We start from the raw sequence: 14,090 nt of genomic DNA on the forward strand, positions 1-14,090 counted from the left end.
TCCGCACCGAAGGCATCGAGAAGAACACCCACGACAACCCCTTCGGCGCCGTCCTCTCCTTCCGCGGCACCGTCACCGACACCACCGTCAAGCACGCGCTGTCCGGCAAGGTCATCGAACTCACCGACACCTTCCCGGTCCCGGACGCCAAGGCGTTCGCGGTGGGCCAGTGGTGGGCGGTGCAGGTCGCCCCGGTCGCGGGCGGCGGCGGTGACGAGCGCGAGCTGCAGAAAATGGTCGAGATCACCGAGATCATCGACGCGGGCCACATCCGGATCGGCTACCTCAACGGCTGGGAGCTCGCCGCGGGCCGCACACTCACCTGGACCCGCGTCGAACCGGTCCGCAACACCCACATCCGCAACATGGTCTTCGAGGGCGCGGGCACCGACGAGTACACCGGCTCCCACCCCGTCAGCTTCGAGTACGCCGTCGGCTGCGACGTCTCCGGCATCCACGCCACCGGCACCTTCTGGCCGGTGATCATGCGCCGCTGGTGCACCCGCTTCCGTACCGAGGACTGCTCGCTGAAGAACCCGCCCACCGTCGAGTACGGCGGCGCCGGCTACCTCACCCAGCAGATCTACTGCCTGTACGGCCGGGTCGCCGACTGCACGACCAGCAATGTGCGCCACCTCAACGACCTCACCGCCTCCGCCTACTGCACCGTCGTGAACTGCCACGGTGACGGCGACGACGCGGGCGGCAACCCCTTCACCACTCACGGCCAGTACGAGCACGATCTGCTCTTCGACGGCAACTCCGGGCTGATGGACATAGCCAACTCGGGTGCCCAGTGGGGCATTTCCGCCAAGCGGATCACCGTGCGCAGACACGTCTGCTCCTGGTTCACCGCCAATACGAAGATCACCGATCTGACCCTGGAAGACGTCACGGTGATCGCGCGCCCCACCTTCGACCAGGCCGGCACCCTCACGGTGAACGCCGACGGGGCCCAGGTGCGCGGCTGCACCGCGAAGACCTTCGCCGTCGCCCAGCGCTCGGACCGCTCCACCCGGCCGACCACCATCAGCGACTGCTCCTTCGAACCGCCCGCCGACGCCGTCCTCGTCCAGACCCCGGTCACCGCGCCCGTCCACTTCGTGCGCTGCACGTTCAAGGGCGTCGACGGCGTCGTCCTGCGCGGTGCGGGCCCCGTGCACCTCACCGACTGCACCGTCACCGGCGCCGACGACGCGGCCCCCCTCTCGGTGGGGTCGGCGGACCTGCGGCTGGACGGCGGTACGTACCACAACACCGGCATCGAACTCAGTGCCGTGCGCGACCAGCGGATCACCGTCACCGGAGGCACCCGGCTCACCGGCGGCAACAAGGCCAAGGCGCTGCTCGGCCGGGCGGCCGGCTCCGGGACCACCACCTGGGACCTCACCGGCCTCAGCAGCACCGCCGCCGGAGCGGACACCGCACATGTCCGTATCACGGACGGCACCAACCACTACGCGGCGACCGGGAGCCGCTTCACCGGCGGAGTCCTCCACCTCGCCCCGGAAGCCATGGACTCGGTCCTGCACACCGCGTGCGTGGAGAACGGCACGCGGCGCGGGGCGATGCCCGAGGACGGCGACCGGGTGCGCACGGACGGGAACCTGATCCTGTGAGCGCCACCGTCCGCACCGCCACGGCGGCCGACGACCCCGGGCTGTCAGCCCTGTGGAAGCGGTGTTTCGAGTCCCCGCACCTCGCCGCCCTGCACGCGCTCGACCCGGACCGCCACCGGCACACGTTCGTCGCGCAGAACGACGCGGGGGAGGGGGTCGACGCGGTCGTCGTCTATGTGCCGAGACTGATCCGGGACGCGGACGGCACCCCGCAGCGCGTCGGCGGCATCGGCAGTGTGGCGACCCGTCCCGAGGCCAGGGGGCAGGGCCTGGTGCGACGGCTGCTGGTGGCGGCGGAGCGCACCATGACGGCCGAACAGTGCGCATGGTCCCTGCTGTTCACCGGGACGCCGGGTGTCTACCGGGGCTCGGGGTGGCAGGAGTTCGCCGGCACGTACACGGAGGGGACACTCGCCGCCCCGTCCGCCCGGTCGTCCGCCGCCGGGGCGTTCCGGGTCCGTGACGCCACCGCGCGGGACGCCGTGGAGGTGGCCGCGCTGCACCACGCGTACAACGCGAAGCGGCCGCTCAGCTCGCTGCGGGCCCCCGAGGACTGGGCGGTGCGGGTCCCCGCCTGGTACGGCCCTGCCGACCGGTCGCTCGTGGCGGAGGACCCCGCTTCCGGCGCGCTCGCCGGCTGGATGGTGGCCGGGTACGAGGGGGACTGTGCGGAGGTGCGCGAGTTCGCGGGTGCGGACGCGTGCCTGGGGCCGCTGTTCGCCGCCGTCGCCTCCCGGGGCCGGGCGGCGGGGCAGACCCGGGCCCGGGTCCGTATTCCCGTCACTCCCGGTGTGCGGGCCGCGCTTCCCGCCCTGCTGGCGGACGCCCGGCAGGTCACCGAACACGTGGGAATGGCAAGGCCGTTGCACGCCTCGGCCGAGTCGGTACGGGCCACGGTCACGGCGCCCGGCGCGGTCCACTGGTACGGCGACTGCTTCTGAGCCCCGACCGGGACCCGCACGGTACCCCCGGCTCCTCCGACCGCGCCACGCGAGCGGTCGTCCGCCCGTAGGCTCGCGGTGGCGCCGGACGGCAGCGTGGCCCGGAGCCGGGAGGGGAACGAGGAGTGTCGGGCGTACGTCAGCAACGCCTCATCGCACAGAGGGAGTTGAGGCAGCGCAGACGACGTGCCCGCCGTCAGGCCATGGCCGTTGTCGCCTCCGCCGTGGTGGCCGTCGGTACGGCGGCCGGGGTGATCTCCGCCGTCGCGGGGGGAGGGGGAGCGGGCCGGCGCACGTCCCGCCATCACCGCGCCGCTGCCCGGGGTGCCCAGCGCGACGGCGACGCCGGCCTCGTCGGCGCCCGGCGCCCCGCATCCGGCCCGGTCACGGACACCGGCCCCGCCGCGGGTGTCCCACGGCGCTGCCGTCCCGTCCGGCGGCGGGCTCTACCGCCATCCCGGCTGCGAGGGTGCCGCAGGCACCTTCAGCCCCGACTACGCGTACCGGCCGGCGACGGGCTGAGCGGTCAGGCCCCGTCGGCCGGAGGCTTCTCGTCGTAGTCGGACGTCCCCGAGTCGAGCAGGGGCTCCTGGGTCTTCAGATGGGCGGGCGCGAAGGCCCGCAGCACGTGGTAGCCGGTGATCACGACGATGGTGCCGAGCGCGATACCGCTCAGCTCGAAGTTGTCGGACACCTTCAGGCTGACCCCGCCGACCCCGATGATGATGCCCGCCGCGGCCGGAACCAGGTTCAGTGGGTTGCGCAGATCCACCTTGGCGTTCAGCCAGATCTGGGCACCGAGGAGGCCGATCATGCCGTAGAGGATCACCGTGATGCCGCCGAGGACCCCGCCGGGAATGGCCGCCACGACCGCGCCGAACTTGGGGCAGAGGCCGAACAGCAGGGCGAAGCAGGCGGCGGCCCAGTAGGCGGCGGTGGAGTACACCCGGGTCGCGGCCATCACGCCGATGTTCTCCGAGTACGTCGTGTTGGGCGGGCCGCCCACCGCGGTCGACAGCATCGACGCGGCGCCGTCCGCGGCGATCGCGGTGCCCAGCTTGCCGTCCAGGGAGCGGCCGGTCATCTCGCCGACGGCCTTCACATGGCCGGCGTTCTCGGCGATGAGCGCGATGACGACGGGCAGCGCGACGAGGATCGCCGACCACTCGAAGCTCGGCGCGTGGAAGCTCGGCAGCCCGATCCAGTCGGCCTTCGCGACCCCGCTCAGGTTCAGCCGCCAGTGGTCAACGGTCTCGGCGCCGCCGGCAGGGGAGTGGATCTTCCCGAAGACCCGGTCCAGGACCCAGGACAGGACGTAGCCGAAGACCAGACCGAGGAAGATCGCGATCCGGGAGAGGAAGCCGCGCAGACAGACCACGGCCAGTCCGGTGAACAGCATCACCAGCAGGGCCGTCCACTGGTCCTGCGGCCAGTAGGTGGCGGCGGTCACCGGCGCCAGGTTGAAGCCGATCAGCATCACGACCGCACCCGTCACCACCGGCGGCATCGCCGCATGGATGATCCGGGCGCCGAACCGCTGCACCGCGAGACCGGCGAGGAAGAGCACCGCACCGACCACGAGGACCGCACCGGTGACCACGGCACTGTTGCCACCGCTCGCCCGGATCGTCGCGGCCACCCCGACGAACGAGAGCGAGCACCCCAGATAGCTGGGCACCTGCCCGCGCGTGGCGAGCAGGAAGATGGCCGTGGCGACACCCGACATCATGATCGCCAGGTTCGGGTCGAGCCCCATCAGCACCGGAGCGACGAACGACGCCCCGAACATCGCGACCACGTGCTGGGCGCCGAGCCCGAACGTACGGGGCCAGGTGAGCCGTTCGTCCGGCCGGACCACGGCTCCCGGTGCCGGGGTCTTCCCGTCGCCGTGCAAGGTCCAGCGCACGCCGAGGCCGCCCATGGTTGCTCCCTGTGTGGAGGTGCGGCCGGCCGGTGCCTCGCGGGGCACGGCGCGGACCGCGGAAATGATCAGCGCCATGTTAGTGCCGACTGGTCACCTGCCTCCGGCCGGGATCCGGGCACGAAGGCACCGGACCGCCGACCGCCGCGCCCGGTGACCCGGACGGCTCGGGGCGCGGACGGCTCAGGGGCGCGGCTCGGCCGCAGCGGTACCCGGAACGCCGGCGTCCGAGGAGGACACCGTCTTGCGGTCGCCCGCCCGCAGCACACCGGCTCCGAGCACCAGCCCGAAGGCCAGCACCGACACCAGACCGAAGGAGACGATCAGCGAGGTCGCCTCGGCGAGCGAACCGATCGCCGACGGGGCGATCAGGCCCGAGGTGTAGGTGATCGTCGCGACACCCGCGATCGCCTGGCTCGGGTTGGGCCCGCTGCGCCCCGCCGCCGCGAAGGCGAGCGGCACGACCACGGCGATGCCGAGGCCCATCAGACCGAACCCGCACATCGCCAGGGCCGCGTTGGGCGCGGTGACCACCAGCACCCCGCCGACCGTGGCGAGGACGCCGCCGGTCCGTACGGTCCGCACCGCGCCGAAGCGGTCGACGACCCGGTCGCCGGCGATCCGGGCCACCGCCATGGTCAGCGCGAACGCGGTCGTCGACGCGGCCGCCAGGCCCGCGGAGCTGCCCAGGACGTCCCGGAGGTAGATCGCCGACCAGTCGAGGCTGGCGCCCTCCGCGAACACCGCGCAGAAGCCCACCGCACCGATGATCAGGGCCGACTTGGGCGGCAGGGCGAAGCGAGGCGGTGCCTCGGTGTCCGGCTCGCTGCGCAGGTCCAGCACCCGCCGGCAGGCGAGCAGGCCGAGTGCGGTGAGGACGAGCGCGGCGATGACGTGGTGCAGCCGTGCGTCGGCTCCCAGATGGGCGGCCACCGTGCCCGCCGCCGAACCGATCAGGGCGCCCACGCTCCACATCCCGTGCAGCCCGGACATGATCGACTTGTTGAGGCGGTTCTCCACCTCGACCCCGAGCGCGTTCATCGCCACGTCCGACATGCCCGCCGACGCCCCGTACACCAGGAGCGCTCCGCACAACGTCAGCAGGTTGGGGGCCAGGGCGGGCAGGACCAGCGCCAGGGTCCACAGCATCAGCAGCCCGCGCAGCGCGGTCCGGGCGCCGAAGCGGTGACTGATCGCACCGGCCAGCGGCATCGCGAGCGAGGCGCCGATCGCCGGGAAGGCCAGGGCGATCCCGAGCTGTCCCGCGCTGACCCCGGCGTGGTCCTGGATCCACGGCACCCGCGTGGCGAAGCTGCCGGTCACCGCGCCGTGCACGGCGAAGACCGTGGCGACGGCATACCTGGCGCGCCTCACCTGCTCCATGCTGAAGACCGTTGCCGTGGAATCCGTCGTCATACCGCCGTGCCCTCCCCTGGGAAATGTCCGATGCCGCGGTTCCGACGCTCCCCGGCGCCCTTCTCCACGATGCGGGCAGTAAACTATCAGGAACCCTGCCTGATAAATAGACCGTGCCGCCACCGACCGCGGCACCGACCGCGGCGGCGGTCTGGAAGGATCCCGGCATGCCCGCATCACCGAGCACCGCCAGGGCCATCAACGACCGGCTCGCCCTGCGGCTCCTCCAGCAGGACGGCCCGCTGACGGCCACACAGCTGAAGACCTTGACGGGGCTCTCCCGGCCCACCGTCGCCGACCTGGTCGAACGGCTTCAGGGAGCGGGCCTGGTCCGGGTGGTCGGCGAGTCCGGGGCCGAGCGCCGCGGACCCAACGCCCGGCTCTACGGGATCGTCGCCGACCGCGCCCACCTGGCCGCCCTCGACGTACGTACCGACAGCGTCGCCGTGGTCGTCGCCGACCTCCTGGGCGCGACCCTGGCCGAGGCCACCCTGCCGATCGGCAGCGAGACCGCCGCCGACGACGCCGTCGAACAGGCCGTCGGTCTCGTGGAACGCACCGCGCGCCGGGCGGGCACCGCGCCGCTCCACAGCGTCGGCATCGGAGCCCCCGGCCTGATCGATCCGGTCACCGGGGAACTCCGCGACACCACGGGCCTGCCGGCCTGGCACCGCACCCTGGTCCGGGCGCTCCAGCAGCGGCTGCCCGCGACCGTCCTCGTCGAGAACGAGACCAATCTCGCCGCCGTCGCCGAACACCGCGTCGGAGCGGCCCGCGACCACGACACGTTCGTCCTGCTGTGGCTCGGACACGGCGTCGGCGCGGCCGTCATGCTGGACGGGAAGCTGCGCCGCGGGGCCTCCGGCGGCGCGGGCGAGATCGGCTTCCTGCCGGTTCCCGGCACCCTCGGCACGCCCTCTGCCGTCAACTGCGACGGCGGGTTTCACTCCCTGGTGGGCTCGGTGCCGCTCTGCGAACTGGCCGCCGCCCACGGCATCGCCACCCCGGCCGGCGGGCGGGAACCGGGCGCGGCGGTCGCCGTGCGCTCGGCCCTCGCGGGCACGGGCGACAGCGAGGCGTTCCTCGACACCCTCGCCGACCGGCTGGCCCTGGGCGCGGCAGCCGTCGCCTCGGTCCTCGACCCGGGCTGTGTGCTGCTGTCGGGCGAGGTCGGCCATGCGGGCGGCGACGCGCTGGCCGCCCGCGTCGAGGAACGCCTGGCCATGATGTCCCCGCTGCGCACCGAGGTCAGGGCCGGTCTCCTCGGCGGGACGGCGGTCCTGCGCGGCGCGCTGCTCGCGGCGCGGGAGGCGGCGCAGGACGCGCTGTTCGGTGCGGGGTCTCCGGGGCGCGGGGTTCCGTCCTCAATCGCCGGACGGGCTTGAGTGCGTGCGGGTGCCCCGTGGGGTGCGCCTGCGGTGCGGGTGGGGGTTCGGTGCCCCTCCGGGGCGTCTCCTCGGACGACGAACGTTCGGCGGGTACGCGAAGGGGCCCGGGTATCTGTTCGTCGTCCTGCGGGGACTCCCCTGCACGGCCCCGAACCCGGCCGTCCCGCGTCTGCGGCAGTCGCAGAACCGGTGTGCAGACGCGGGTGATGCAAGGGGTGGGGACGTGCAGGGGAGTCCCCGCAGGAAATGGCGTACGACCCGGGTCCCTCGCGTACCCGGGTGAACACGCCATTTCTGAGGTGATGCCCCGGAGGGGCACCACCCCCCCCACCCACCGGACATGGCGCACCCCTGCGGGGTACCCGCACAAAATCAAGCCCGTCCGGCGATTGAGGACAAAACCCCCACCCCGGAAAACGGCTGAAACCAGCCTGGTCACAGGCTGTCTGTGAGCCACTCCACAGCGTTCGCCCGTATGGGTCACGGCGAGTCGTGGCACACTGATCCTGTACCAGCAGCAGCGCACTCCGGGGTCGGTGCAATTCCGAACCGGCGGTTATAGTCCGCGACCCGTCCGCATCCAGCGGCCGGTTGACCAGGTGGGATTCCTGGACCGACGGTTAAAGTCCGGATGGGAGGCAGTGCGCGGCGGGCCGTTTCGCGGGTACGCCGCCGTCGGCGGATGGTTTTCGGGCGACCGATCCATCCGTTTTTCGGGCATTCGGCGTCCCCGTTCCGCGTTCCGCTTCATCTGTCGTCATCGACAGGCCCCGGAGTCCGTGCCCGAAGAGGCAGGAGGACCCGGTGGACACCGCAGCCGACATCACCGCAATGCGCCGAGCCATCGTGCTCGCAGCCCGCGGTCTCGGCTCCACCAGCCCCAACCCGGTCGTCGGGTGCGTCGTCCTCGACGCGGCGGGACGGCCCGTCGGTGAGGGCTTCCACCAGCGCGCCGGAGGGCCGCACGCCGAGATCCACGCCCTGCGCGCGGCCGGCGAGAAGGCCCGTGGCGGCACCGCCTACGTCACCCTCGAACCCTGTAACCACACCGGCCGCACCGGCCCCTGCGCCCAGGCACTCATCGAGGCCGGGCTCGCCCGCGTCGTGTACGCGGTCGGCGACCCGGACCCGCAGGCCACCGGCGGCGCGGACACCCTGCGCGCCGCCGGCGTCAAGACCGAGCAGGGCCTCCTCGCCGAAGAGGCCGAGCGGGGCAACGCCGCCTGGCTGACCTCGGTGCGCCTGGGCCGGCCCCACGTCACGTGGAAGTACGCGGCGACCCTGGACGGCCGGGTCGCGGCCGCCGACGCCACCAGCCGCTGGATCACCTCGGCCGAGTCCCGCGCCGACGTCCACCGGCTGCGCGCAGAGGCGGACGCCGTAGTGGTCGGCTCCGGCACCGCCCGCGCCGACGACCCCCAGCTCGGCGTCCGGGGCATCGACGGCGCGGTCCAGCCGCTGCGGGTCGTCGTCGACACCGCCGCCACCGCCGTGCGGCCCGGCGCCCGGGTCCTCGACACCAGGGCGCCCACCCTCGTCGCGGTCGCCGCCGACGCGGACGTCCGCCACCTCCCCGAAGAGGCCGTCCTGCGGCTGCCGCGCGCCGCGGCCGGCCCCGGACTGGACCTTCCCGAGCTGCTCGCCGCCCTCCACGGGCGCGGCATCCGCTCCGTACTCCTCGAAGGCGGACCGACCCTGGCCGGGGCCTTCGTCGCGGCCGGGGCGGTCGACCGGATCGTCGGTTACCTCGCCCCCGTGCTCCTCGGCGCGGGCCCCGCGGCCCTCGCCGACGCCGGAATCACCACCATCACCCAGGCGTTGCGCCTCCATGTGACCGAGACCGTGCGTATCGGCCCCGATCTGCGCATCACCGCCGTCCCCGGCCCCGCCCCGAAGGGAAACTGAGTGTTCACCGGAATTGTCGAAGAGCTGGGTGAGGTCACCGCCGTCGAGAACCTCGGCGACGCCTCCCGATTCCGCCTCCGCGGACCCGTGGTCACCGAGGGTGCCAAGCACGGCGACTCGATCGCCGTCAACGGCGTGTGCCTGACCGTCGTCGAACACGGCGAGCAGGAGTTCACCGCCGATGTGATGGCCGAGACGCTGAACCGGTCCAGCCTGGGCGCGCTGCGTCCCGGCTCCCGGGTCAACCTGGAGCGCCCCATGGCGGTCGGCGGCCGCCTCGGCGGGCACATCGTGCAGGGGCACGTGGACGGCACGGGCCGCATCGTCGAGCGCAAGGCCTCCGAGCACTGGGAGATCGTGAAGGTCTCCCTCCCCGCGGAGCTCACCCGGTACGTGGTGGAGAAGGGCTCGATCACCGTCGACGGCGTGAGCCTGACCGTCGTGGACGCCGGACCCGACTACTTCACCATCAGCCTCATCCCCACCACCCTCGCCCTGACCACGCTCGGCCACAAGGAGCCCGGCGACCCGGTCAACCTGGAGGTGGACGTCATCGCGAAGTACGTCGAGCGACTGCTCGGCCACCGCGCGCAGGAGCCCGAGGAGCCGGTGAAGTGAGCGCCCTGCACTGGCTGAACTCGGAGGCGTTCAGCGTCTTCGGACAGCACATCATCTGGTCCGACATGATCGGCAACACGATCGGTCTGATCGCCCTGACCCTGGGCTGGCTCCGCTCGATCTGGACCTGGCCCGCCCAGCTGCTGTCCGGTGCCGTCCTGGTCGCCGCCAACGTCTCCGTGCACCAGGCGGGCAGCGTGGGCAAGCAGGTCATCGTCATCGCCGTGGCCGTCTGGGGCTGGCAGCAGTGGACCCGGGGCAGGCAGCGGGCCCAGGACGGCTCCATCGCCGTCCGGTTCGCCACCTGGCGCGAACGCGGCTACCTGCTCGGCGGCGCCGCGGTCGGCACCCTCGCGGTCGGTGGCCTGTTCACCGCGTTCCCCTCGCTCTCCTGGAGCCCGTGGGCGGACGCGTACATATTCGCCGGCACGCTCGTGGCGATGCTCGCCCAGGCCCGCGGCATGGTCGAGTTCTGGTTCGCCTGGCTCCTCGTCGACCTGGTCGGCGTACCGCTCAACTTCCACAGCGGTCTCGCCTTCTCCGGTCTCATCTACGTCGTCTACGGCGCCCTCGTCCTGTGGGGCATGCGCGACTGGTGGCTGCGTACGCGGACACCCGCTCTGGAAGGAGCCACGGCATGACTGCCCAGCCCACCTGGTTGCACCGGGAACACCTCGCGCCCGACGAGGACCTCACCCTCGACCCCGTGGCGCAGGCCGTCCGCGACATCGCGGCCGGCCGCCCCGTCGTGGTCGTCGACGACGAGAACCGGGAGAACGAGGGCGACCTCGTCATCGCGGCAGAGAAGGCCACCCCCGAGATCGTCGCCTTCATGATGAGCGAGTGCCGCGGACTCATCTGCGCGCCGATGGAGAACGACGAGCTGGAACGGCTCGAACTCCCGCAGATGGTCGACCACAACACCGAGTCGATGAAGACCGCCTTCACCGTCACCGTCGACGCCGCCGCCGCACACGGCGTGACCACCGGCATCTCCGCCGCCGACCGGGCCACCACGCTCCGGATGCTCGCGGGCGGCACCGCCGGCCCCGGCGACTTCGTGCGCCCCGGCCACATCTTCCCGCTGCGCGCCCGCCCCGGCGGCGTGCTCGTGCGCAACGGCCACACCGAGGCGGCCGTCGACCTCGCCCGGCTCGCCGGACTGCGGCCCGCCGGGGCGATCGTCGAGATCGCGGGCGAGGACGGCGTCATGCTGCGCCTTCCCCAACTGGTCCCGTTCGCCCGCAAGCACGGGCTCACGATCATCTCCATCGAGGACCTGATCGCCTACCGGCGCACCTCCGAGCCGACGGTCCGCCGCGAGGCCGAGGTCCGGCTGCCCACGGACTTCGGCGCGTTCACCGCCTACGGCTACCGTTCCACCGTGGACGGCGTCGAGCACGTCGCGCTGGTCCACGGCGACATCGGGGACGGCGACGACGTCCTGGTCCGGGTCCACTCCGAGTGCCTGACCGGCGACATCTTCCAGTCGGAGCGCTGCGACTGCGGCCCCCAGCTGCACGCCTCCATGCGGCGCATCACGGACGAGGGCCGCGGCGTCGTGGTCTATCTGCGCGGCCACGAGGGGCGGGGCATCGGGCTCGTCTCCAAGCTGCGCGCGTACGAACTCCAGGAGCGCGGCGTCGACACCCTCGACGCCAATCTGGAGCTCGGTCTGCCGGCCGACGCACGGGACTACGCGGCCGGCGCCCAGATCCTCAAGGATCTCGGCGTCCACAGCCTGCGCCTGATGACGAACAACCCCGACAAGACCGCCGCGATCCTGCGGCACGGCCTGGCCGTCACCGGACGGGAACCGATGCCCGTCCAGGCCGGCGAACACAACCTGCGGTACCTGCGCACCAAGCGCGACCGCATGGGGCACGACCTGCCCTGGCTCGACGCCGCCACCGTGTCGACCTGCGGCAACCAGTAGATCCAGCAGTCACCCGAGGAATCGAGCGGTAGGAGAGACATGAGCGGCAAGGGCGCACCCGAACTGTCCGTACGCAACTGCGGTGACCTCCGCGTGGCGGTCATCGCCGCGCAGTGGCACGAGAAGGTGATGGACGGACTCGTCGACGGCGCACTGCGCGCCCTGCACGAGCTGGGCATCGACGAGCCGACCCTGCTGAGGGTCCCCGGCAGCTTCGAGCTCCCGGTGGTCGCCAAGGTGCTGGCCGGACGCGGTTACGACGCGATCGTCGCCCTCGGTGTGATCATCCGAGGCGGCACCCCGCACTTCGAATACGTGTCCCACGGCGTCACCAACGGCCTCACCCAGGTCGCGGTCGACACCGGTGTGCCGGTCGGCTTCGGCGTCCTCACCTGCGACACCGAGGAGCAGGCACTCGACCGGGCGGGCATCGAGGGGTCCAACGAGGACAAGGGGCACGAAGCGGTCACCGCCGCCGTGGCCACCGCCACCACACTGCGCTCGGTCAGCGAACCCTGGCGCTGAGTGCGGGTCCGGGACCCCGTATTCTAAGGACATCATGGCGAACAAAACCTTCGAAGAGCTCTTCGCCGAGCTGCAGCTCAAGGCCGCCAACGGCGACCCCTCCACCTCCCGTACCGCCGAACTGGTGGACAAGGGCGTGCATGCCATCGGCAAGAAGGTCGTGGAGGAGGCCGCCGAAGTCTGGATGGCCGCCGAGCACGAGAGCAAGGACGCCGCGGCCGAGGAGATCTCCCAGCTGCTCTACCACGTCCAGGTGATGATGGTCGCGCGCGGAATCTCGCTCGACGACGTCTACGCCCATCTCTGAGCCCGGATCCCCGAGCACGGCCCCCGTACCGCGTCCCGCATTCCACCGACCCCTTTCGCAAAGGAAACCCGACCTCATGCTGCGCATCGCCGTCCCCAACAAGGGTTCACTCTCAGGGCCTGCGATGGCGATGCTCCATGAGGCCGGCTACCAGCAGCGCAAGGAGTCCAAGGAGCTCGTCCTCGTCGACCCCGAGAACGAGGTGGAGTTCTTCTACCTGCGGCCCCGTGACATCGCGATCTACGTCAGCTCGGGCCGCCTCGACATCGGCATCACCGGCCGTGACCTGCTGCTGGACTCCGGTGCCGAGTCGGAGGAGATCCTCCAGCTCGGGTTCGCCCGCTCGACCTTCCGCTACGCCACCAAGCCCGGCACCGCCGAGGGACCGCAGGACTTCGACGGCCTGACGATCGCCACCTCCTACGAGGGCATCGTCGCCAAGCACCTCGTCGACGCCGGGGTCAACGCCTCCGTCGTCCACCTCGACGGCGCCGTCGAGACCGCCATCGAGCTCGGCGTCGCGCAGATCATCGCCGACGTCGTCGAGACCGGCACCAGCATGCGCAACGCCGGCCTGGAGGTCATCGGCGAGCCGATCATGCAGTCGGAAGCGGTCGTCATCCGGCGCATCGGCGCTCCGGACGACGAGCCCAAGGTGCAGCAGTTCCTGCGCCGGCTCCAGGGCGTCCTGGTCGCCCGCAGCTACGTGATGATGGACTACGACTGCCGCGTCGAGCACCTGGAGCGCGCGGTCGCCCTCACCCCGGGCCTGGAGTCGCCGACCATCTCCCCGCTGCACCACGAGGGCTGGGTCGCCGTCCGCTCCATGGTCGCCGCCAGGGAAGCACAGCGGATCATGGACGACCTGTACGACCTCGGCGCCCGCGCCATCCTCACCACGGCCATCCACGCCTGCCGTCTCTGACGGCGGGACACGGAAGAAGACCATGTCAGCGCCCGCACCACGGACCGAACCCCCCGCCCTTCCGGTCACCTTCCGGCCGACCCGCACCCGGGTGGTCCTGCTGAGCGTCGGGGTGGTGATGTTCGCCGTCATCACCGTCGTCGCCTTCACCCTGGAGCAGCTCAGCGCGGGGGAGCGGACCAGCTTCGTCCTCACCGCGCTGGTCTTCCTCGGCGTTCTCGCGCTGCTCAGCCGCCCCAAGATCGTCGCGGACGACAACGGGGTGACCGTGGTCAATCTCACCCGTACCAGGCGGCTGTCCTGGGCGGAGATCGTGCGCGTCAACCTGCGGGTCGGTGACCCGTGGGTCTTCCTCGACCTCAGCGACGGGACCAGCATGCCCGCCCTCGGCATCCAGCCCGGAATCGCCAAGGAGCAGGCCATTCGTGACGCCCGTTCGCTCCGCGCCCTCGCCGAGAACCACGGCTCGGGCACGGACAACGGCTGAGCCCCCTGCCCCGCAGGGCCTCTTGTTGTTTACTCTGGAGGGCGGCGGCGCCCTGTGCGCCCCGCCCCCACCAGAGGTCCCCGAGACCTGCGGGGCTTTCCC

13 protein-coding genes and 1 riboswitch are annotated in these 14,090 nt (G+C 72.0%); of the genes, 11 read left to right on the forward strand and 2 right to left on the reverse strand.

What is annotated here, in order from left to right:
• Positions 1-1,619, forward strand: a 1,619-nt coding sequence (locus ACIO3R_RS36355) for a peptidase C14 (protein ID WP_402111285.1), incomplete at its 5' end; no start/stop codon positions are given.
• Entirely contained in the window at positions 1,616-2,560 is a 945-nt protein-coding gene (locus ACIO3R_RS36360) for a GNAT family N-acetyltransferase (protein WP_402111287.1), read from the forward strand. The genes ACIO3R_RS36355 and ACIO3R_RS36360, both read left to right, overlap by 4 nt.
• A 526-nt stretch (positions 2,561-3,086) precedes the next feature.
• Here ACIO3R_RS36360 and ACIO3R_RS36365 read toward each other — a convergent pair.
• Together ACIO3R_RS36365 and ACIO3R_RS36370 are read right to left on the reverse strand one after the other, a co-directional pair.
• Positions 3,087-4,481, reverse strand: a complete 1,395-nt coding sequence (locus tag ACIO3R_RS36365) for a uracil-xanthine permease family protein (protein ID WP_402111289.1) — start codon at positions 4,479-4,481, stop codon at positions 3,087-3,089.
• A gap of 183 nt (positions 4,482-4,664) precedes the next feature.
• Positions 4,665-5,897 (reverse strand): MFS transporter, encoded by a 1,233-nt coding sequence (locus ACIO3R_RS36370; RefSeq protein WP_385354337.1) that lies wholly within the window; start codon positions 5,895-5,897, stop codon positions 4,665-4,667.
• Between the two features lie 167 nt (positions 5,898-6,064).
• Here ACIO3R_RS36370 and ACIO3R_RS36375 point away from each other — a divergent pair, with 167 nt between their 5' ends.
• From ACIO3R_RS36375 to ACIO3R_RS36415, 9 genes are all read left to right on the forward strand, one after another.
• Positions 6,065-7,282 carry an ROK family transcriptional regulator gene (locus tag ACIO3R_RS36375; protein WP_402111292.1) on the forward strand — a complete coding sequence of 406 codons (1,218 nt, stop codon included), beginning with the start codon at positions 6,065-6,067 and terminating at the stop codon, positions 7,280-7,282.
• A 521-nt stretch (positions 7,283-7,803) separates the two neighbouring features.
• Positions 7,804-7,934: riboswitch (FMN riboswitch) on the forward strand.
• A gap of 155 nt (positions 7,935-8,089) precedes the next feature.
• The gene (gene ribD / locus ACIO3R_RS36380) at positions 8,090-9,190 is read left to right on the forward strand and encodes a bifunctional diaminohydroxyphosphoribosylaminopyrimidine deaminase/5-amino-6-(5-phosphoribosylamino)uracil reductase RibD (protein WP_402111293.1); all 1,101 of its coding nucleotides are present in this window, start codon (positions 8,090-8,092) and stop codon (positions 9,188-9,190) included.
• Complete coding sequence (locus tag ACIO3R_RS36385; protein ID WP_363031344.1) at positions 9,191-9,808, forward strand: riboflavin synthase; 618 nt, start codon at positions 9,191-9,193, stop codon at positions 9,806-9,808.
• On the forward strand, positions 9,805-10,449 hold the full coding sequence (locus ACIO3R_RS36390) for a nicotinamide mononucleotide transporter family protein (RefSeq protein ID WP_363031345.1): 645 nt from the start codon (positions 9,805-9,807) through the stop codon (positions 10,447-10,449). Before ACIO3R_RS36385 ends, ACIO3R_RS36390 begins: the two co-directional genes overlap by 4 nt.
• The gene (locus tag ACIO3R_RS36395; protein WP_363031346.1) at positions 10,446-11,744 is read left to right on the forward strand and encodes a bifunctional 3,4-dihydroxy-2-butanone-4-phosphate synthase/GTP cyclohydrolase II; all 1,299 of its coding nucleotides are present in this window, start codon (positions 10,446-10,448) and stop codon (positions 11,742-11,744) included. Before ACIO3R_RS36390 ends, ACIO3R_RS36395 begins: the two co-directional genes overlap by 4 nt.
• A 39-nt stretch (positions 11,745-11,783) precedes the next feature.
• Positions 11,784-12,269, forward strand: coding sequence for a 6,7-dimethyl-8-ribityllumazine synthase (gene ribH / locus ACIO3R_RS36400; RefSeq protein ID WP_024493156.1), 486 nt, complete (start codon positions 11,784-11,786; stop codon positions 12,267-12,269).
• A 34-nt stretch (positions 12,270-12,303) separates the two neighbouring features.
• A complete protein-coding gene (locus tag ACIO3R_RS36405) occupies positions 12,304-12,576 on the forward strand; it encodes a phosphoribosyl-ATP diphosphatase (protein WP_018524273.1) in 273 nt (90 codons plus the stop codon).
• 76 nt (positions 12,577-12,652) lie between these two features.
• Complete coding sequence (hisG, locus tag ACIO3R_RS36410) at positions 12,653-13,501, forward strand: ATP phosphoribosyltransferase (RefSeq protein WP_385040749.1); 849 nt, start codon at positions 12,653-12,655, stop codon at positions 13,499-13,501.
• Positions 13,502-13,523: 22 nt separating this feature from the next.
• Positions 13,524-13,988 carry a PH domain-containing protein gene (locus ACIO3R_RS36415; RefSeq protein ID WP_385040747.1) on the forward strand — a complete coding sequence of 155 codons (465 nt, stop codon included), beginning with the start codon at positions 13,524-13,526 and terminating at the stop codon, positions 13,986-13,988.
• The last annotated feature ends 102 nt before the right edge of the window (positions 13,989-14,090 follow it).

It is taken from the genome of Streptomyces sp. NPDC087428 (genome assembly GCF_044744085.1).
GTDB lineage: Bacteria > Actinomycetota > Actinomycetes > Streptomycetales > Streptomycetaceae > Streptomyces.

What these genes read in the sequence shown, in the direction of transcription:
- ACIO3R_RS36365 (WP_402111289.1), bottom strand. Translation starts at nt 4,481, where the DNA reads ATGGGCGGCCTCGGCGTGCGCTGGACCTTGCACGGCGACGGGAAGACC.
- ACIO3R_RS36370 (WP_385354337.1), bottom strand. Translation starts at nt 5,897, where the DNA reads ATGACGACGGATTCCACGGCAACGGTCTTCAGCATGGAGCAGGTGAGG.
- ACIO3R_RS36375 (WP_402111292.1), top strand. Translation starts at nt 6,065, where the DNA reads ATGCCCGCATCACCGAGCACCGCCAGGGCCATCAACGACCGGCTCGCC.
- ACIO3R_RS36395 (WP_363031346.1), top strand. Translation starts at nt 10,446, where the DNA reads ATGACTGCCCAGCCCACCTGGTTGCACCGGGAACACCTCGCGCCCGAC.
- ribH (WP_024493156.1), top strand. Translation starts at nt 11,784, where the DNA reads ATGAGCGGCAAGGGCGCACCCGAACTGTCCGTACGCAACTGCGGTGAC.
- ACIO3R_RS36405 (WP_018524273.1), top strand. Translation starts at nt 12,304, where the DNA reads ATGGCGAACAAAACCTTCGAAGAGCTCTTCGCCGAGCTGCAGCTCAAG.
- hisG (WP_385040749.1), top strand. Translation starts at nt 12,653, where the DNA reads ATGCTGCGCATCGCCGTCCCCAACAAGGGTTCACTCTCAGGGCCTGCG.
- ACIO3R_RS36415 (WP_385040747.1), top strand. Translation starts at nt 13,524, where the DNA reads ATGTCAGCGCCCGCACCACGGACCGAACCCCCCGCCCTTCCGGTCACC.